General features: G+C 34.0%; 23 protein-coding genes. 3 read left to right on the top strand and 20 right to left on the bottom strand.

All coding sequences use genetic code 11. The annotated features are described in order from the left end of the window. Positions 1 to 33: 33 nt before the first annotated feature. The 15 genes from phoU to BLR36_RS15810 all read right to left on the bottom strand — a co-directional run bounded on the left by phoU (position 34) and on the right by BLR36_RS15810 (position 11,113). The gene (phoU, locus tag BLR36_RS15880) at positions 34 to 693 is read right to left on the bottom strand and encodes a phosphate signaling complex protein PhoU (protein ID WP_093062726.1); all 660 of its coding nucleotides are present in this window, start codon (positions 691 to 693) and stop codon (positions 34 to 36) included. A gap of 13 nt (positions 694 to 706) precedes the next feature. Continuing rightward, positions 707 to 910, bottom strand: a complete 204-nt coding sequence (locus BLR36_RS18605) for a hypothetical protein (protein ID WP_139185109.1) — start codon at positions 908 to 910, stop codon at positions 707 to 709. Between the two features lies 1 nt (position 911). Next, positions 912 to 1,682: a phosphate ABC transporter ATP-binding protein PstB gene (gene pstB, locus BLR36_RS15875; protein WP_093062725.1), complete on the bottom strand. Its 771-nt coding sequence runs from the start codon at positions 1,680 to 1,682 to the stop codon at positions 912 to 914. A gap of 80 nt (positions 1,683 to 1,762) precedes the next feature. Next, complete coding sequence (pstA, locus tag BLR36_RS15870) at positions 1,763 to 2,590, bottom strand: phosphate ABC transporter permease PstA (protein WP_093062724.1); 828 nt, start codon at positions 2,588 to 2,590, stop codon at positions 1,763 to 1,765. A 1-nt stretch (position 2,591) separates the two neighbouring features. After that, the gene (gene pstC, locus BLR36_RS15865; RefSeq protein WP_254771432.1) at positions 2,592 to 3,506 is read right to left on the bottom strand and encodes a phosphate ABC transporter permease subunit PstC; all 915 of its coding nucleotides are present in this window, start codon (positions 3,504 to 3,506) and stop codon (positions 2,592 to 2,594) included. A 58-nt stretch (positions 3,507 to 3,564) separates the two neighbouring features. Beyond that, positions 3,565 to 4,404 (bottom strand): phosphate ABC transporter substrate-binding protein, encoded by an 840-nt coding sequence (locus tag BLR36_RS15860; RefSeq protein ID WP_093062723.1) that lies wholly within the window; start codon positions 4,402 to 4,404, stop codon positions 3,565 to 3,567. Between the two features lie 287 nt (positions 4,405 to 4,691). After that, entirely contained in the window at positions 4,692 to 5,564 is an 873-nt protein-coding gene (locus BLR36_RS15855; protein WP_093062722.1) for an aminoglycoside 6-adenylyltransferase, read from the bottom strand. Between the two features lie 80 nt (positions 5,565 to 5,644). Continuing rightward, positions 5,645 to 6,067, bottom strand: a complete 423-nt coding sequence (locus BLR36_RS15850) for an SRPBCC family protein (RefSeq protein WP_093062721.1) — start codon at positions 6,065 to 6,067, stop codon at positions 5,645 to 5,647. Positions 6,068 to 6,367: 300 nt separating this feature from the next. Next, entirely contained in the window at positions 6,368 to 6,550 is a 183-nt protein-coding gene (locus BLR36_RS15845) for a hypothetical protein (protein ID WP_139185108.1), read from the bottom strand. A gap of 250 nt (positions 6,551 to 6,800) precedes the next feature. Continuing rightward, entirely contained in the window at positions 6,801 to 7,454 is a 654-nt protein-coding gene (locus BLR36_RS15840) for a M48 family metallopeptidase (RefSeq protein WP_093062719.1), read from the bottom strand. A 47-nt stretch (positions 7,455 to 7,501) separates the two neighbouring features. After that, entirely contained in the window at positions 7,502 to 8,062 is a 561-nt protein-coding gene (locus BLR36_RS15835; RefSeq protein ID WP_093062841.1) for a DUF4256 domain-containing protein, read from the bottom strand. A 752-nt stretch (positions 8,063 to 8,814) separates the two neighbouring features. Further along, positions 8,815 to 9,240, bottom strand: coding sequence for a hypothetical protein (locus BLR36_RS15825; protein ID WP_093062717.1), 426 nt, complete (start codon positions 9,238 to 9,240; stop codon positions 8,815 to 8,817). A 287-nt stretch (positions 9,241 to 9,527) separates the two neighbouring features. Then, positions 9,528 to 9,743 carry a hypothetical protein gene (locus BLR36_RS19260; protein WP_371326739.1) on the bottom strand — a complete coding sequence of 72 codons (216 nt, stop codon included), beginning with the start codon at positions 9,741 to 9,743 and terminating at the stop codon, positions 9,528 to 9,530. A 356-nt stretch (positions 9,744 to 10,099) separates the two neighbouring features. Next, positions 10,100 to 10,444: a hypothetical protein gene (locus tag BLR36_RS15815; RefSeq protein ID WP_093062716.1), complete on the bottom strand. Its 345-nt coding sequence runs from the start codon at positions 10,442 to 10,444 to the stop codon at positions 10,100 to 10,102. 204 nt (positions 10,445 to 10,648) lie between these two features. Further along, positions 10,649 to 11,113 (bottom strand): hypothetical protein, encoded by a 465-nt coding sequence (locus BLR36_RS15810; RefSeq protein WP_093062715.1) that lies wholly within the window; start codon positions 11,111 to 11,113, stop codon positions 10,649 to 10,651. Positions 11,114 to 11,365: 252 nt separating this feature from the next. On the opposite strand from BLR36_RS15810, the gene BLR36_RS15805 reads away from it, so the two are divergent. The 3 genes from BLR36_RS15805 to BLR36_RS15795 all read left to right on the top strand — a co-directional run bounded on the left by BLR36_RS15805 (position 11,366) and on the right by BLR36_RS15795 (position 12,239). Further along, positions 11,366 to 11,632 (top strand): hypothetical protein, encoded by a 267-nt coding sequence (locus tag BLR36_RS15805; RefSeq protein ID WP_093062714.1) that lies wholly within the window; start codon positions 11,366 to 11,368, stop codon positions 11,630 to 11,632. A gap of 31 nt (positions 11,633 to 11,663) precedes the next feature. Continuing rightward, positions 11,664 to 11,891 (top strand): hypothetical protein, encoded by a 228-nt coding sequence (locus tag BLR36_RS15800; RefSeq protein ID WP_093062713.1) that lies wholly within the window; start codon positions 11,664 to 11,666, stop codon positions 11,889 to 11,891. 78 nt (positions 11,892 to 11,969) lie between these two features. Further along, a complete protein-coding gene (locus BLR36_RS15795) occupies positions 11,970 to 12,239 on the top strand; it encodes a translation initiation factor 2 (RefSeq protein WP_254771431.1) in 270 nt (89 codons plus the stop codon). A 195-nt stretch (positions 12,240 to 12,434) separates the two neighbouring features. On the opposite strand, the gene BLR36_RS15790 is transcribed toward BLR36_RS15795, so the two are convergent. From BLR36_RS15790 to BLR36_RS15755, 5 genes are all read right to left on the bottom strand, one after another. Beyond that, positions 12,435 to 12,812, bottom strand: a complete 378-nt coding sequence (locus BLR36_RS15790; RefSeq protein WP_093062712.1) for a hypothetical protein — start codon at positions 12,810 to 12,812, stop codon at positions 12,435 to 12,437. A 322-nt stretch (positions 12,813 to 13,134) separates the two neighbouring features. Next, positions 13,135 to 13,599 (bottom strand): immunoglobulin-like domain-containing protein, encoded by a 465-nt coding sequence (locus BLR36_RS15785; protein WP_093062711.1) that lies wholly within the window; start codon positions 13,597 to 13,599, stop codon positions 13,135 to 13,137. A gap of 148 nt (positions 13,600 to 13,747) precedes the next feature. Next, entirely contained in the window at positions 13,748 to 14,845 is a 1,098-nt protein-coding gene (locus tag BLR36_RS15780; RefSeq protein ID WP_093062710.1) for a hypothetical protein, read from the bottom strand. A 280-nt stretch (positions 14,846 to 15,125) separates the two neighbouring features. Next, a complete protein-coding gene (locus BLR36_RS15770) occupies positions 15,126 to 15,362 on the bottom strand; it encodes a DUF7674 family protein (RefSeq protein ID WP_093062708.1) in 237 nt (78 codons plus the stop codon). 887 nt (positions 15,363 to 16,249) lie between these two features. Continuing rightward, positions 16,250 to 16,594, bottom strand: a complete 345-nt coding sequence (locus BLR36_RS15755) for a hypothetical protein (RefSeq protein ID WP_093062705.1) — start codon at positions 16,592 to 16,594, stop codon at positions 16,250 to 16,252. Between the last annotated feature and the right edge of the window lie 228 nt (positions 16,595 to 16,822).

Here is a 16,822-nt window from a genome sequence, read left to right as displayed (position 1 = left end):
CACATTTCCCCTCCAGTAACTATCTTTTATTTATTATGAATTGAAGTCATATATTTGACCCTTTATCAAATATGCAGTACTTTCAGCAATATTTGTTATATGGTCTGCTGTTCTCTCCAGAAAACGATTGACAAATAATAATTGCACGAGTTGGTTAGTTTCTTCTGGATGCTCACTAAGGTATGCAGTAAGCTTTTGATATGTTTCCCTGCTATGCTGATCGACTTGATCCTCAAGGTCGCCAACTTCTTTCGCAAGTAAAATTTTTTCCTCTAAAAATGATTGCAGCGCTTTTTTGAGCATTTCAATCGATAAATCCTTCATCTGCTCTAGATGCGTAATATCCAGTAGAGATTTAGGTTTTCCGATTTTAATCGTTGCTTTTGCAATATTAACCGCGAAATCCGCCACTCGCTCGATTTCAGAGGAGATTTTAAGTATACCAATAATCTCCCGTAAATCTCTAGAAACAGGTGCTTCTTTTGCCATAATCCAAATGGTGAACTGATTAATCTCTGTTTCCAGTTTATCGATTGCTGTATCACCCTCAATAACTTTTAAAGCAATTTCTACATCTTGTGTTTTTAAAGCTTTAAAAGATTTTTCAAGAGCAACGATGGAAAGTCCACCCATTTCAGTAATTTTACTTTTTAGTTCGTCTAAATTATTTTCAAAGTTTACACGGATGCTCATTTGTATCCTCCTATTATCCCGCATTAACAGGCAGTCGCTTAAAGTCGCCACGTCCTGTGGCAACATCGGCACTAGTACGTCCTGTACGTCGAAGACTCCCACTAGTGGGAGATCTACTGCCATTAAAGTTCGAATGGTTCGGACCATCAGGATGTTGGCCACTCTTATTTGTCTGAGTTCCATATGGGAAGATTATCCCCACTAATTGAAGTTTCACTTTAACCGAATCGACCTGTTACATAATCTTCTGTTCTTTGATCCTGTGGTGTAGAGAAAATGTTATCTGTATCATCATACTCAACTACTTCTCCATTTAAGAAGAACGCGGTTTTATCAGAGATACGAGCGGCTTGTTGCATGTTATGAGTAACAATGACAATCGTATAATCTTGCTTCATATTATTGATTAGCTCTTCTATTTTTAACGTAGAAATTGGGTCTAACGCAGAAGTAGGCTCGTCCATCAAGATAATATCTGGTTTCATCGCTATAGCACGCGCAATACATACGCGCTGTTGCTGTCCGCCTGATAAACCAAGTGCGGATGTTTTAAGACGGTCTTTTACTTCATCCCAAATAGCTGCACTGCGCAAACTTTCTTCTACAATTATATTTAATTCTTTTTTATTTTTTATTCCCTGCATTCTTGGACCATAGGCAACATTGTCATAAATACTCATTGGGAATAAATTTGGCTTTTGAAATACCATTCCTACTTTTGTACGTAGCTTGATCACATCATTGGATTTGTAAATGTTCTCATGATCAATAACGACATCTCCTGTAATTTTCACACCGTCAATTAAATCATTCATACGATTTAATGTACGTAAAAAAGTAGATTTACCGCAGCCTGAAGGACCGATTAAAGCAGTAACCTCTTTTTCAGAAATAACAAGATCGACTCCGAATAATGCCTGTTTTTCCCCATAGAATAAATTCAAATCTCTTACATTAATAATTGCTGTATCTTGTTTACGTTGCTCCATATGCTAAAATACCTTCCCCACTCGATTTTTTTGGTCGTTAGCTCATCATGTTCTTTTGCTGTGGTTTCGTTAACATACTATTACTTATTGGTTGCTTTGTTAAATTTTTTCGATATATATGTTGCGGAAAGATTGATTGCTAAAATAATTACGATTAACACAATACCCACTGCAGCTGCTAGTTCAATATCTCCAGACTCTTGTGTAACTAAATACGCATGAACAGTTAATGTTCTAGCTGAAGATAGAATGCTATCAGGCATAGCTGCTACTGTACCTGCAGTTAAGAATATGGCAGCTGATTCTCCAACGATTCGTCCAACGGAAAGGATAATACCAGATAAAATCCCCGGCATTGAACTTGGTAATATCACTTTATATAGTGTTTGTAGTTTGGTTGTCCCTAAGGCTAAGGATCCTTCACGATACGAACGTGGCACTGTTTTTAAAGCTTCTTCTGTTGTACGAATGATTACAGGTAGTACTATAATCGTTAAGGTCAAGGAAGCTGCTAAAATCGACATACCCAATTTTAAGGTTGTGACAAAGAATACGGCTCCAAACAATCCATAAATGATGGATGGAATCCCTGTTAAACTTTCTGTTGCAAAGCGTATTAGTCTCACTAATCGCCCTTGTTTAGCGTATTCCTGCAAATAAACCGCTGCTAAAATTCCAATTGGCGTTGCAATGACTAACGAAATAAGAACTGTGTAAATAGTTGTTATAATCATTGGCCAAATACCACCACCACCAGCTGGTGAATAATCACCAAAGATGAAATCGAAGCTGATTAAGCCAATCCCTTTATAAAAGATAAATCCAACAATCATCACTAGGACGGCAACCGATAAGATAGCGGATAACCATAAAAGCCCACGGAAAAAGTTATCTTTGAATTGTCTCATCTTAGTTACCTCCCTTTGCACTTATTTTCGCTAATACGAAGTTTAGTATTAAGATAAATGAGAATAAAACAATCCCAGTTGCAAATAACATTTCTTGATGGGTACCGAATGCATAACCCATTTCTAATGCAATATTAGTCGTTAGTGGACGAACACTATCTGTTAAGCTCGTTGGCACGATTAAACTATTACCAGCTACTAAGATAACTGCCATCGTTTCTCCAATTGCACGTCCTAAACCTAATACGATAGCCGTCATAATACCTGATTTGGCTGCTGGGACAATAACTTTAAATATTGTTCCTATTTGAGATACACCAAGGGCTAATGAACCTTCACGATAGGTTTGTGGGACAGCACGAATTGCCGTTTCTGCTACAGTTACAATAGTTGGTAGCATCATGATCGCTAGCACAAGAATAACAGCTATTAAACTTTGACCTTTCACTAAACCAAAAGTGTTTTGTAAAAAAGGTACAATAATAGCGAGTCCAAATACCCCATATAATACAGATGGGATTCCCGCTAGCAGTTGGATTGCTGGTGAAATAATTTTAGCTACCTTTTTTGTAGCAATTTCTGCTAAGAAAATAGCCGTAAATAAGCCAATAGGAACACCAATGATCAACGCTCCAATTGTTGCGAAAATAGATGCAACAATCATCGGGAATATGCCGAATTTATCCTCACTTGGTACCCAATCCTGACCAAATATAAAATCTTTAAAGCTATAGCCCTCCGCTACAAAGGGATGAGCTCCTTTATAAAATACAAATCCAATGATTAACAATAAAGTTATTACGGAGAGAAGTGCACAGATTAAGAATACTCTTTGCGACATTCTCTCTAGCATATATTTCCTTTTGTTTGCTTTGCCGATTTCTACGGTTTGCTTGTTAGTTGTTGGGATAGACACTCTTATTCCTCCAAAATTAAGTCAAAAATTATGTTGTTGTCTTCCTTATAAAATCAATCTATTTTACTGGTATTGCTCCTGCCTCAGCTGCAATTTTCTGTCCATCTTCACTTAATATAAAATCAATAAAACGTTGTCCTGCTTCTGTTAATTTTCCTTCTTTATGAACAAACAAAAACGGCCTAGACAGGCTGTATTTTTGTTGTAGAACATTTTCTGCAGTAGCCTCTACTCCATCAATATCAATTGTTGAAATAGATTCATCGATATATTCAAATGAGATAAAACCAACAGCATGCTTATTGTTCGCGACGGTTGTTTTAATATTTCCATTACCACTTGCGATAATCGAGTTTCTTATTAACTCGCCGGAACTATAGTCTACGATTTCTTGGAAAGCATCTCGAGAACCAGAACCATCCTCGCGGGAAACAACTACGATTTCCATATCATCTCCGCCAAGTTCTTTCCAGTTTGTCACTTTTCCAGTGAAAATCTGTTTAATCTGCTCCATCGTAAGATCTTTGACTTTGTTACTTGGATGAGTTACTACAACAATTCCATCATAAGCTATAACGATTTCCTGTAAGCCACTCGCTACTTCCTCGTCCTTTAAATCTCGCGAGGACATCCCTATTTCGGACACTCCACTGATTGCGTTCGTAATTCCTGCGGATGAACCAATTTGATTTATCTCTATGTTTGTGTTGTTTTCTTCTGTATATTTTGCTGCTAGTTTTTCAGCAAGGGGTCCAACAGATGTAGATCCTGAAATAGATACTGTAGCATGATTGCCAGCTGTCTCTTGTGTATCATTTTTGTCGTTCGTACATGCTGATAGTATTGTGAAAATAGCCAGCATTAATAATCCAATTTTTACTTTTTTCAAACTGATCATTTCTTACCTCCAAGAAATATTGTTAGGTATTTTTCGATGACGAATTTTGTCTAATTGTAGAATATATGCCTAGTGTAAATTTTAGCTACTTCCTTTGTAAAGGTTTTGTAAATTTTATTAATTACAAGATGTTTCATGTAAAATATTGTGAAAATTATGAGTATGGGAATTAATTTAGGATGCGTATATTTTCCCGAATATATTACTACTGAGCAAAAATCATTTTGATAATAAATAAAAGCAAGAAAATTCACTGCTGAACTTTCTTGCTTTAGATTTAGATTACATTAATAAATTTCCGGTGCGGTAGGAGGTAAGTTTTTAATATGCTCTAGATAAGTAGTAACTTTTTCATACTCTGTACTTGGGTAGTAAAATTCTAATCTATTAGCAACATATTCAGCTGTAGATCGGAATAGATTTACCATGGAAAATAACCCGCTCCAAACATCTTCATAACTTCCATTGGCAAATGTAGAGAGGAGCTCTTGCCATTCTTTTATTGAAAGATATTTCTCCAAGTATTTACCGCTTTTACCTATACTAACGGAATAATCGTGTTCTATGCCAACCTTCCATTCAAGCATTTGGATGAGCATAGGTCTAAGAATAGTATTTAAATACTCTTGAGCATAAAGAATTTCGATTCTCCATAATCCCTTTGCCACATATGTAGAAACCCACCAAAATTCGTTGCAGCAATCTGCAAAATATTGTGCAGTAGGACGCTGTACCCAATAATCCTGGTCGGTTGGTGGCGCAACTTCTGGTAACCTGTTATCCTTGTCCAGAAGAATAATCGTTAACTTATCCTCTTTACAATACTTATCTGCTTCCTCTGTCGGAATAAGTGTTAGGTCAAGTCGATTTCCATCCGTAAACAGTAGGAGATAGGAAAATCTCTCACCTAAAGTTTTGGGGAACATGGACATATCCTCGGGAGTTTGCATAATAATTCGTTCCCCGAATACATCTATCCATTCACGGTCTTCTATAAATGACTTTATATCAGTCACAAGGTAAACTATATCAAAATCCTGAAATATATCCTTTGGTACATTGGGATTAGTCCGCGAACCATTTAGTCCTACTGCACGAATTCTTTCGTCATTCTTTGCAAAAGTCAAAACTAACTCCAGCATTTCATCTGGGGATCTCAAGCCCATTCGCCTCCTGTCGTAAAAGGTGCCTCGTTCTAATACAATGTTGTATGTATTAGAAACGAGGCACCTTATTAAAACTATTGCTGCTCCACGTACTTTTTAAAATTATCTAAAATTGCCTGCCAGCCTTCTTGCTGCATTTCAATTGGATTTGTTGTTTCAGGATCGAAAACCTCTACCACCTTAGTTGCGTTGTCTTGTGGGATAAAAGTGATTTCTACTTTTCTTCCATCCTCCATTTTATAAGAAATGAATTCATGAATAAGCACTTCATCGTAAATCCCTCCAAAGTCAAAACCAAAACTGCCATCCTTCGCTTCCATTCTCGTAACAAATTTCCCACCTGCTCTTAGATCATTTTCAGCATGTGGAGTATGCCAATCCTCAGAGGCATTATTCCACTTTGTTATATGCTCTGGCTCTGTCCAATATTCCCATACTTTTTCAACTGGTGCTTGTACTTTTGCCTCAACTGTAATTGTCGAATGATTAGTGTCCATTTGATCGGCTCCTTTTTCTTTGCTAGCTTTATCTACATTCGCTGTTTCTATCCATTTTCCTTCTTCGTTTCTAAAAAATCGATTGAATTTAACTAATATTTATTTTAAATATTCCAGATTGCATTTAAAAGTTTCTGAAATCCAACATATATATATTCCCAAGTCCTTTAACATCCACTTTACTAATTCCTTGCCTATACCTTAATTTTTGTTTTCTGGTAAAACCTCTATAAATGGAATTTATAAAGTAGAAAGACGTAGCCACACCCTTCCAGGTGAAGCAACGTCTTTTTATACTACTTAGTTATCTCCGTTCAATAAGCGATTTCTATGATTCTCTTCTTCATTTGCTCTCGTCTTCCTGGCAATCAGATCCTTCAGCATTTGTCCATTGATGCGAGGGTCTTGTAATCGCATTTTATTCCATTCCGACGGTCCCACTTTTTTAATCACTTTCTGTATTTCATTATCAAAAAACAGCATGTCCATTCCTCCCCCCTATAAATTAATCAAAGAGGACAATAAATATAAATTTTCCCCTCTCTTTAAAATATGCCAACAAATAAGGTACACGGAGGATAAAGGCACAATGAATATAATTAGTTAGATTTGTATTACAGTTGAAAATCGAATAAGTGATAAAACATATTATCTTTAGTTAATAATAGACTGTTTTATCAAATTCAGGATTTAACACAAAAACAGCCACACTCATTTAGAAATGTGACCGCTTTTAAAGTAGCATCGAATGACTGTGCCTTGCTAGATACTCTTCCTTCTCTTTATAATCTGGCATAACACTGCCAACCCGTCTCCAAAATGATCGATCATGATTCATATGGGTTATATGACATAATTCATGAATTATCACATAATCGATTACTTCTATTGGAGCCATAGCCAGACGAAAATTAAACGTAATCTTTCTATCCGAACTACAACTCCCCCACTTGACTTTAGATTCTACTATTTCAATGATTTTAGGCTTTACTTTTAGCTGTTTTTGATAAATTTTTATACGTTTCTCTACAATTTCCTTACACCTAGCCATATAAAATTTCTTGAGTCTTTTTTTGAGTACCTCTTCATTTACATCACTACAATTTATTAATTCATGAAGAGGCCTTTCTTTTCCCATGTACAAGAACTTGCCATGAGCATGATACTCTCTTGCCTGGGGTAATTCTCGAGCTTTTCTAATTTCCTCGAGTTTTTCTAGTATCCATTTGCCATTGCTTTCTATTGCACTAATAATCATTTCTTTACTGTTGTCTTTTGGCGCTTTTACAGTAATGAAACCCACCGAATCTATTTGGATAGACAGCTTCTTCCCATTTCCATACTGAATATTAAAATCAATCATAGTATTTTCAACTTCGAATTTCATAAATACCCTCTTTTAACTGTTGTACATAGTTTTATTACCTATAATATCTAAACCCTTAGAGAGCCCCGGAATCCCCTTGCAGCATAATAGGAATCTGCTCCATTATGATACACAAAGACAGTATCATAGCGTCTATCACAAAAAAGAGCACCGCCAAGTTTTCTGATATTGTCAGGTGTTTGCACCCAGCTCGACGTTTTCATATCAAATTTCCCTAGTTTCTGTAACGCACGATATTGTTCTTCCGTTAGAAGTTCAATACCCATAGAAGCAGCCATATTAGCAGCACTATTTTCAGGTTTATGTTTTTTTCTAGCCTCCAGCGCTTCCTGATCGAAACAAACACTTCTGCGACCCTTTGGACTTTCTGCTGAACAGTCAAAGAATATATATTCGTCCGTCTCCTCATCATATCCGACCACATCTGGCTCACCCTCGGTTTTTTCCATCTCATGAAGTGACCAAAGCTTTTCACTATTCGTTTCTAGCTTTGCTTGAACATTAGCCCATTCGACTTCAGGATGCCGCTCCATATTTTTCTCAAAACGGTCCTTTAATATTCCTAATAATTCTTCTCGATCTTCCACAAGCAGATTCATATTATTCATCGGCAATGTAATTCCTCCTAATTGTTTAGCAAGTGCATTTTTATTTATCTTTACACAGTTTAATGTTCAATACAAGCCTCCACAAAATGAACAATTCCATTTGAAGGTCCATTAATAGCCACTTTATTTTCCTACAAAATAAACAGTAAAAATTAATCCATTTATTACTAATGCTGATAAAGGAATTATGGCAAAAAGTGCGGAGACCACCACTTCTCTTTTGTTTCTATTTGAGTTAGCTTTAACAATACTGAGTAACGAAGATAGAATTAAAATGAATATAGTTATAGTGCTAACTAGCAATACGCTATGATACATTTCACCAGTTACTCTAGCAATATCTTCCACGAAAAAAACTGCTATTAGCGCTATAATCCCTAATATAAACGAAGCTATAAACCATCTCGTGAATTTATCTATTTTGCACACCTCCTAATAAATTACCTTTTCAGTAGCTAACTTAACTCTTTCATTGAAACCGATTTCCTGGGAAGTGTAAAACTATATTTCTTCCAAATGCCAAACGACTTCAAATAATAAAGTTCATTCGTTAATTCAAAATAATTCTTCCTACAACCAGACATCTATTTCACGATTGTAAATACGTTTATCATAACATCATTCAAATGTTGGAATTGAACCTCAGTTAACACCTGTGATGTTATCACACTGTTATTTATTCATTTTTGTGAAGTTATGCTTACTGTACCAGCGTGCAGGTTAGTTCATAAGAAAAGCGATTAAAATATTTTTTACCTTTTTATAAAATTTTTGCGTTTTGCTAATACATTTACTAAACATAAAACATGATAGAATATATTAGTAGCGAGTACACCTAGTCCCAAAAAATAGAGCATGTCGCGAATGTAAAATATCCCTGGAGGGAATAAAACAACTCCTACTATTAAACCTAATAATGAGTACATCAATAGACCAAAGATGTATGATTTTTTGGGACTCACCTTGTTTGTAATCCAAATGTTCAAATAAGAAAACAAGATGCCCACCGTGAAATAGAATGGAAAACTAAAAAGGCTTCCCATAGTAAATCCTCCTACAAAGTTATCAAAAGCATTAATTTCATAATAATTTTCAATTACGATAAATATTCCGAAACAGACACCAAATAAAAGAGCTGATAGGAATGCCGTAGTAAATAATTTCAAAAATAATTTCAAATTGATCCTCCTAATTTATTTATTGATATCTCAGTAAGTTCATAGTTTGCAACTTCAATTTATCTGTTATTGAACGAGCAACTAATTGTTAATACTTTTATAATATTGAATTCTCGAACTTTAGTTTTATCGAGTCCAAAATTTAGATTTTGAGCTAGCTCATCTAAACGAATGAACTGACATTCATCTTTAAAGAACTATACCACCGATAATACTTTCCATTGAGAATCCGATAATATTGGCTAATTAGACTTTCCTGCAAGCGATAATGCCTTTTGTCTCAATTTCTATCCACCACACCCTTCACCCCATTGATTTATCTTAAGGTCGTTACCGTTATGTGCAATGGTTTCGATTATTTCCAAGGGCTCGCCCCCTAAAAAAGACATTAGTATTTCACAATCCCTATCCCTGAACAATGCACAGACTGCAATTACATTCGTCCAACCAGATAAAGTCCTGCCTTTTTCAATTTGAACAAGTGTTTTTTTGGAAGTCTCCATAATTTCAGCCATCTTATCTTGTCAATAAATTTTCTCTATTGTCTATTTATCATCACACCTTTTAAAAAGTTACAATTTATATCATTTAGTGTAATTTTACACCTTTAGAATAAAACTTTCAATACTGAAACCTTCAGAATTATAATATAAAGTCTAAAAAAACTATACGAAGTTTCACTTCGTATGGCTTCTCTTTCTTTGTGCTAACCTGCTGTTTTAGCTCAAAAAGGAAAAAAGCTTTACTCCTTCTTGAAGTAAAGCACCCGTTAGTTTAAGTACAAATATTTACATGATTGTCAGTGGACTGCTATTGGGTAAGTGCCTTACAATCGATAAGAATAATAAAATCCACGAGTTTACAAATTCGTCGATTTTATTTTTTTATATGAAAAATAATTGTATATAAAATCGAATATTGATACGAAATAGGCTGAAGCAGCAATTAAGAATATAGGGGAATCATAAGGGTCGCTAATAAATCCTTGTAAATCAATAAAGTCTTGTAAATCTAGATAAAGTAACCAAAATGTTGTGATGACAAAAAGAGAAATATCGTAAACGATACTTAGTGGGCGTTTAATCTTTTTTAGTGCGAAATTAAAAACGACAATTCTAAAAAAAACAAATAGGAAGAAACAAATTTGATAAGCGAATGTAACATAGACGATTGATGGCTGTATTGATTCTGGTAAAGTCGGCATCAGCATAAACCCCTTTAAATAATATAGTTTATCGATTGGAGTTGTTATAAGGTAGGACACGATATTATGATTCTATAATTGTTATATAATACAAAGAGTTATAATTTTTATATTGCTTACCGTTAGACAAGCAATATAAAAATCATTATTGAACTAACCTGCCACTTTAAAAAGGCTTTACCCCTTCTTGAAGTAAAGCACCCGTTAGTTGAAGAACAATTCCCTTTTAATTTCAGTAATGATTGGTTCATCAAAAGAAATAACATCAATGATATGGTCTAAACAGGATATCTCGTAATGAACTGGTTGTTCTTCTGGAAATACATCGTTAACGATAGTACCTTTGTTAATGAAGTCTAAATATCTTGATTTCTTAAATATTCGAAATGAATTTCCTTCAAAGATTTCATAGTCGTCTAAAACAGTAAATGACTCATTAATAATTGAATAAGATATATATGAATCAATGTCTAACTGTACTATTGGCAATTCTTCATCGACTTCTATTGGGTGTATGTCTCTTATAATATGTTTACCTATTTCAATATCTTCACCTTGCTGGCTTACTTTACATCTATCAATAAAAATTCTTAACGAATTGGTTTCAGGTTCTATTAAGCTGTGAAGATAGATGTAACCTTTCTGATTCATTAAATCCCTATATTCCATAAAAAAATTCCTCTTCTTTTCAAGATTTTCATTATTAAATTCGCTAAATATATTTGATTTCCTTCTGAAACTAACCTGCTGCTTTAGTTCAATAAGAAAAAAGGCTTTACTCTTTCTTAAAGTAAAGCACCCGTTAATTGAAGAAGGATTAGGATTTTATATCTTTCAATTTAACCTTTTTCATAAAAATTGCTACAAAACATACAATTATATTGAGTAATTTAATTATTTTTATTAGGAGGAAACCCAATATTGTCAAACGGTGAAGGTGTGGATCAAAATAATCAAAATTCCGATACAGAAATTCATGCGGTACGTCGTGCTGTGATGGACGCATTACTAACTACAATTGGCGATGCAATCTCAGTCACTTCTATAGTACTTGCACCAGAAGAAAATCATAAAGAACAACAAGTTAAAATAGACGACCTAAAAAATATGGTTCAACATGTCAGCGATCTAACTGAACAAGTAACTAATCTTACTCAACGAATTTACAAGAGCAAGGACATTGTGTAATTATTTATTCGTATTGGAGGCTACTTTCTAAATGAACAATAGTGAAAGTAACAATAAAAATAAACAAAATTCCAATTCATCTATTCGTGCAGCAGAACTTGCTGTCCTTGGCGAGCTATTCTCTGCAGTCGGTGGTGTGATATCCACTATATCCGCTGTTCTAGCATTAGAAGAAGAACGACAAGAACAAAGTGAAAATAAAAATGTACAGGAACAACTTGACTATTTAAATTCTGAAATAGAAAAACTAAAAAAATAGTCAATTAACCTTAATTAAGGTTATTTACAAATTTATAACAGTCAATTGGTAACATAACAAAATCAAGGGTGTGTAAAAATGAAAAATGAAAATGATTTTCAAATGGAGGATAATTCTGAATCACCAGAAATTTATGCAGCTAAACTCACATTAGTTGGAACGGCACTTTCTACATTGGGAGATGCTCTTCAGACAATCGCTGCTGGGATTACATTACAAGAATTAGAAAAAACAAATAATCAAAACTCTCAAAGCCAATCCGACCAATCCAAAAAATTAGAAAATATGCAAAAGCAAATTGATCAATTAACTAGAAAAATAGAAAGAATGGATCGTAGAAATAAGTAAACATACTTCGGGATCAGGTTATTTATCTTCAAAATAACCTTCCAATTCAATTGAGAAACTGCTTCTGAATATTTGTAAAATTGAACCCTCAATCTCCATTTTTTTATTAAACTAACATGCCGCTTTAGCTGAATAGCAATATAGGCTGTCAACTGACAATCCTGTTCTGCTAAAGCACCCGTTAGTTATAAGTTCCTACTTTAGCATTAATTCTACCTTTTCTGTTTTATCATCCCAATTTAACTCAGTTATAATTATTTCATCATTCTGCACTCTGGAGCCTGTTATGAGTTGAGTTCTTTCAATGAAGCCTTTTTCGTTTAGTTTAGCTCCACCCATGCTACTTTCATTTCCAGAAAGCATAGCCGAAACCTTATAATCAAATGATTCTGGAGCTTCTTCTTCACCGATATAAACAATAGTAAATGTTGCATTTTGACTATTATCAGAATTTACAGCCACGTATTTAACTTTCCAATTATCTCCTTCACCTTGAAAATTGAGCGTTTCGCCTTCGTTGTTTGAACAAGCAACTAAAAATAATAATAAAAGAATTAGAATTATTTTATTCATAAATTATCCCCTTTGTAATTTTTCCCCTATTAAATACGCAATAACTTACTCTTTTCCTTAATGGATTTGTGGCATTATCCTACTGTTTTACTCTAATACGTTATAAATTAACAAAAGTTCCAGTTTAAATAAATTGCCTTTTAAATTCATTATTACGATTGAAAACCCTTTAAGTTTCGATTTCTCTTGTTCAACTAAACTGCTTCGTTAGTTCAATAGTAAAAAGGCTTTACCCCTACTTGAAGTAAAGCACCCGTTAGTTGAACAAGGATAAAGATTGAAAACGGTCGAAAACTGCCCAGAATGTTTATGTACATCAAAGTTAATTTTCAACAACTTCAAAAGGGGTAGCAAGCTGGAATGAACTTTCCTTGTGAGAAAAACCAACAACAATTCGATATTGACCAGGGTCTAGCTCTTCATCCAAATGTTCAAGTGGAAAAGTTACATTACTTTCTCTATTTGCATTAAGAGCTCTGCCAGCGGCATCTATGCTTTGACCTGCTTTTATCGGAACAGGATACCAGTCACCCGACTTTTTCTTTTCTATAGTAGCAAATTGGTTAAAGTCGGTGTCCATGTTTGTTGCGTTATTAATTACTAGAACAACTTTTTTCACTGGAACTTTGTACCGTTCTTTATTTGATTCAATAGTGAGACTCTCTTCTGAATTAGGAATATCCTGAATTCTCGTCTTTTTTGTTAGCTTTTCATCTAATGATTGACAAGAAGCTAAGTATAAAACCAAGAGAACCAACAGTGAACATATATATATTCGATTTCTCAAGCTACTTACTCCCTTCACAAAAAGCCATATAGATCACTAGCTAATTGATTTTCTTGTTGTATTAGTTCGCTAAAGCACCCGTTAGTTGAAGAAGAAGAGAGAGGCATTATTCCGGAATTACTTCAGAAGTTGAAGATATAACCGGACATTAGTAGATAATTTCTTGAATTAATTTTTCAACGATATCCATTTCCTCATAGACGGTGGTTAGCAAATCTTCTAAAGACTTAGCTGTGTGTGTTTCCACCATAGACTGGAAATAACTTTCACCAAATGAAGGGTTAACTTCCTCCGAGAGCTTATAATGAAACAGATTGTTTCTCAAAGTATTTTGTTTAAATATTTTTTTATGAGTCTGTATGACTGTGGTAATTGTTTCTTGATGTTCTTCCAACTTTGCTAAATAGCCCGAATTAAATGCGAAATCTATTGCTTGGACGGAGTAATAGTAAATCAATAATTGAATTCTGTATTTCAGTGGATGTTCCTCTATTAGTAAATCTAAGATCATGAGGGCAAAGTTTAATTGGCATTGCATATTCAGTAAATATAATGCCACTCCTCTATCGATAGCATTGTTAAAAATATTTCTGTGTTTTTTTTGGCTGTAAACATAATCTCGGTGAGTGAAATCATTACAATCTAGAGTAGTAATATAAGCCTCTTTCTTCAGCTGTGGTACGCCATCCGCTAATTCAGAACAAAACCTGCTTATGTATCTTGCGGACTGGCAACCAAATTTGTATAAACCCTCCCCAACTCCCATTACACTTGAATTAAATGGTTTAATATATAAGTTTATTTGACTGCTGTTAGCAAAAGGTTTATTTTTGTAATAGAAAACGCCTAAGTCTTCTTGCCCCAATATCTTCACATAAGCTAATTGCCACATATTATAATCTTTTATTAACTCATCATGAAATTTTGTCATTTCACTATCTAACATCTTGATTGAAGTTTGTATGTTTTTTTTGTCAGTAAGTAATTTTGAACTAGCTCTTATTTTTTTGATAAGCGTAGTAAAACTCATTCCATTTATATCTTCAAATTCACTAGAAAGTGCAACCGTATCTTCATATGGAAAGAGACTCTCAATACCATCGCAAATCATTGACAAATAAGGTAATAATGAACTTGAAAAATATGAACGACTATCTAACGGTACATTATTTAAACGTTTTAGCATTTTTTCACTTTCGCATACTTCACTAATTAACTGACTTCTGGAGATTTGCAATAAATCCATATAACACCTCGGTATCTATTCTCTTACGTTATCTTTCTCAAAGATTCGGTACATAATATATAACCAAATTCTTCTTATTGAACAAACTTGCCCCTTTAGTTGAAGACGCAAATAGAGCTGCTGAATGCAGCACTGCGATCCTTGCTAAAGCACCCAGTAGGTAATATCTACCCCATCCTTTTTCTGTCTCATCCGATAATTTTCTAGTTTCTTTGCCCATATATTTTCGTGAAGTATTCAATACCTTTCTATCGTCACCAAGTCTTTCTAAAATAGTTACTCACAAGATATTTACAACATCATGATTTCCTTGAGTTGCCATTATTTCAAATACTCTAAAGAGCCTTTGCAATACTTGGGAGTTATCCTCAATTATATAATTTATAAAAATTCCAGTGCACTCGCCAAAGTATACATGGGGTAATAGCTCTTCATTAAATTCGATATGTTCTTGTAATACAGGCTTCAAATCTTTAAATTCATCAATAATTAAATCTATTGAACCAATCACGTCCATAATTTTTCACCCCTTTAAAACAATATTTCTCATTATACTTGAACAGATCCTTCTTCAACTAAACTGCCGCGTTAGTTCAATAAGAAAAAGGCTTTACCCCTATTTGAAGTAAAGCACCCGTTAGTAAAAATGATTCAAGATGATATTTATACGAAAGTAAAACCAATTATTAGAATTATTGTCATCAAACTAAAGAATGACCAATTAACGATTCGTCTTTCTTTTTCACTAAGAAATTTGGATTCCATATAATATAAACTATTCTGGAAAAAAATAAGTCCAAAGAATATGAGTCCATTTCCTATGACATCATCTGTGATTAAAATGTGCCTTATACCTGCAATCAAAATTAATAAAGTACCTATATATCCAATAATAATATTAAAGTAGTGGTTCTTTTTTATATCCACCAACTTACTCTCCCTCATTGCAAAGCCTTCATTAAGTACGTCTTCTTGCTTAACTAAGCACCCGCTACTTGAACAAGCAATTTACAAATCGCAACTGTCATCCGTATTATTCCTCTTCTTTTTATCACCAAAATACTTCCAAAGATGGTATGTCGACCAGAATAAAACTATAAATATTAGCATTGAAAATGGTACAACGTAAGTTTTTTCAAGAATATAATCAGGGGTAAAAACAGCGAACAAGACCAAGGTAATTATAGCTGGAATCAAAAGAATCCAGTAACGTTTGTCTTTAAAAGTGTTAAAACTCCACATACAATCCTCCCTGTAACAACATGTGATTTTCAAACTAAAGATATCCATTTATTATACAACACTGTTCAACTAACCTGCGGCGTTAATTTAATAAGAAAAGTGCTTTACCCTTTCTTGAAGTAAAGCACCCGTTAGTTGAATTAGAAGTTAACGATTAGCGTATTAATATTTTGGATTTGTTATTCTATTTTCAATTAAAAATTTAGCTTCTGACTCAATTATTTCAATGTAGTTACCTTTTTTAAAAGGTTTTGTTAATTTCGCAATTCTTCTTAGACTTCCTTTTGTCTTTATTTTATTATTTTGAACATCCACAATTACAGTTAAATATTCTTCACCATTATGTTTCACTACTCCTGTGACTTGTTTTTTCTCTAAATCTATATTTGTATATTCGGGTACGATTCTTAATTGTGCAAAGGTTGTCCACCCCGCCGAATTTTGTTTTGGTTTAAGTCCAATCCTATATATAAAATAACTAACAACTTTACTCATTTTAGATATCATTTTTCCCCTCCTAATTTACATAGATTTTATCACACCTTATTGAACTAAACTGCCTCGTTAGTTCAATAGGAAAAAGCTACCCTTACGGCAGCCACTTGTTTAACTAAAGCACCCGTTAGTTGAATAACAACTCCATACAAATTGATTAGGGTATATAAATTTCGGAAATGAATACAACTTTTCCGTTTTTTTCGTAGATTTGTAGTAATCCTCTATGGGTAACAACCT

Source organism: Psychrobacillus sp. OK028 (genome assembly GCF_900103605.1).
In the GTDB taxonomy this organism is placed as follows: Bacteria; Bacillota; Bacilli; order Bacillales_A; family Planococcaceae; genus Psychrobacillus.
The sequence above is the reverse complement of the archived record's forward strand: the minus strand, read 5'-3'. Positions and strand labels throughout refer to the sequence as shown.

Excerpts from the sequence above, each read along its gene's own strand:
- pstA (WP_093062724.1), bottom strand. The coding sequence starts at position 2,590 with ATGAGACAATTCAAAGATAACTTTTTCCGTGGGCTTTTATGGTTATCC.
- BLR36_RS19260 (WP_371326739.1), bottom strand. The coding sequence starts at position 9,743 with ATGGAGACTTCCAAAAAAACACTTGTTCAAATTGAAAAAGGCAGGACT.
- pstB (WP_093062725.1), bottom strand. The coding sequence starts at position 1,682 with ATGGAGCAACGTAAACAAGATACAGCAATTATTAATGTAAGAGATTTG.
- BLR36_RS15860 (WP_093062723.1), bottom strand. The coding sequence starts at position 4,404 with ATGATCAGTTTGAAAAAAGTAAAAATTGGATTATTAATGCTGGCTATT.
- BLR36_RS15800 (WP_093062713.1), top strand. The coding sequence starts at position 11,664 with ATGAACAATAGTGAAAGTAACAATAAAAATAAACAAAATTCCAATTCA.
- BLR36_RS15795 (WP_254771431.1), top strand. The coding sequence starts at position 11,970 with ATGAAAAATGAAAATGATTTTCAAATGGAGGATAATTCTGAATCACCA.
- BLR36_RS15840 (WP_093062719.1), bottom strand. The coding sequence starts at position 7,454 with ATGAAATTCGAAGTTGAAAATACTATGATTGATTTTAATATTCAGTAT.
- BLR36_RS15790 (WP_093062712.1), bottom strand. The coding sequence starts at position 12,812 with ATGAATAAAATAATTCTAATTCTTTTATTATTATTTTTAGTTGCTTGT.
- phoU (WP_093062726.1), bottom strand. The coding sequence starts at position 693 with ATGAGCATCCGTGTAAACTTTGAAAATAATTTAGACGAACTAAAAAGT.
- BLR36_RS15780 (WP_093062710.1), bottom strand. The coding sequence starts at position 14,845 with ATGGATTTATTGCAAATCTCCAGAAGTCAGTTAATTAGTGAAGTATGC.
- BLR36_RS15755 (WP_093062705.1), bottom strand. The coding sequence starts at position 16,594 with ATGATATCTAAAATGAGTAAAGTTGTTAGTTATTTTATATATAGGATT.
- BLR36_RS15850 (WP_093062721.1), bottom strand. The coding sequence starts at position 6,067 with ATGGACACTAATCATTCGACAATTACAGTTGAGGCAAAAGTACAAGCA.
- BLR36_RS15770 (WP_093062708.1), bottom strand. The coding sequence starts at position 15,362 with ATGGACGTGATTGGTTCAATAGATTTAATTATTGATGAATTTAAAGAT.
- BLR36_RS15835 (WP_093062841.1), bottom strand. The coding sequence starts at position 8,062 with ATGAATAATATGAATCTGCTTGTGGAAGATCGAGAAGAATTATTAGGA.
- BLR36_RS15810 (WP_093062715.1), bottom strand. The coding sequence starts at position 11,113 with ATGGAATATAGGGATTTAATGAATCAGAAAGGTTACATCTATCTTCAC.
- BLR36_RS15845 (WP_139185108.1), bottom strand. The coding sequence starts at position 6,550 with ATGCTGTTTTTTGATAATGAAATACAGAAAGTGATTAAAAAAGTGGGA.
- BLR36_RS15815 (WP_093062716.1), bottom strand. The coding sequence starts at position 10,444 with ATGCCGACTTTACCAGAATCAATACAGCCATCAATCGTCTATGTTACA.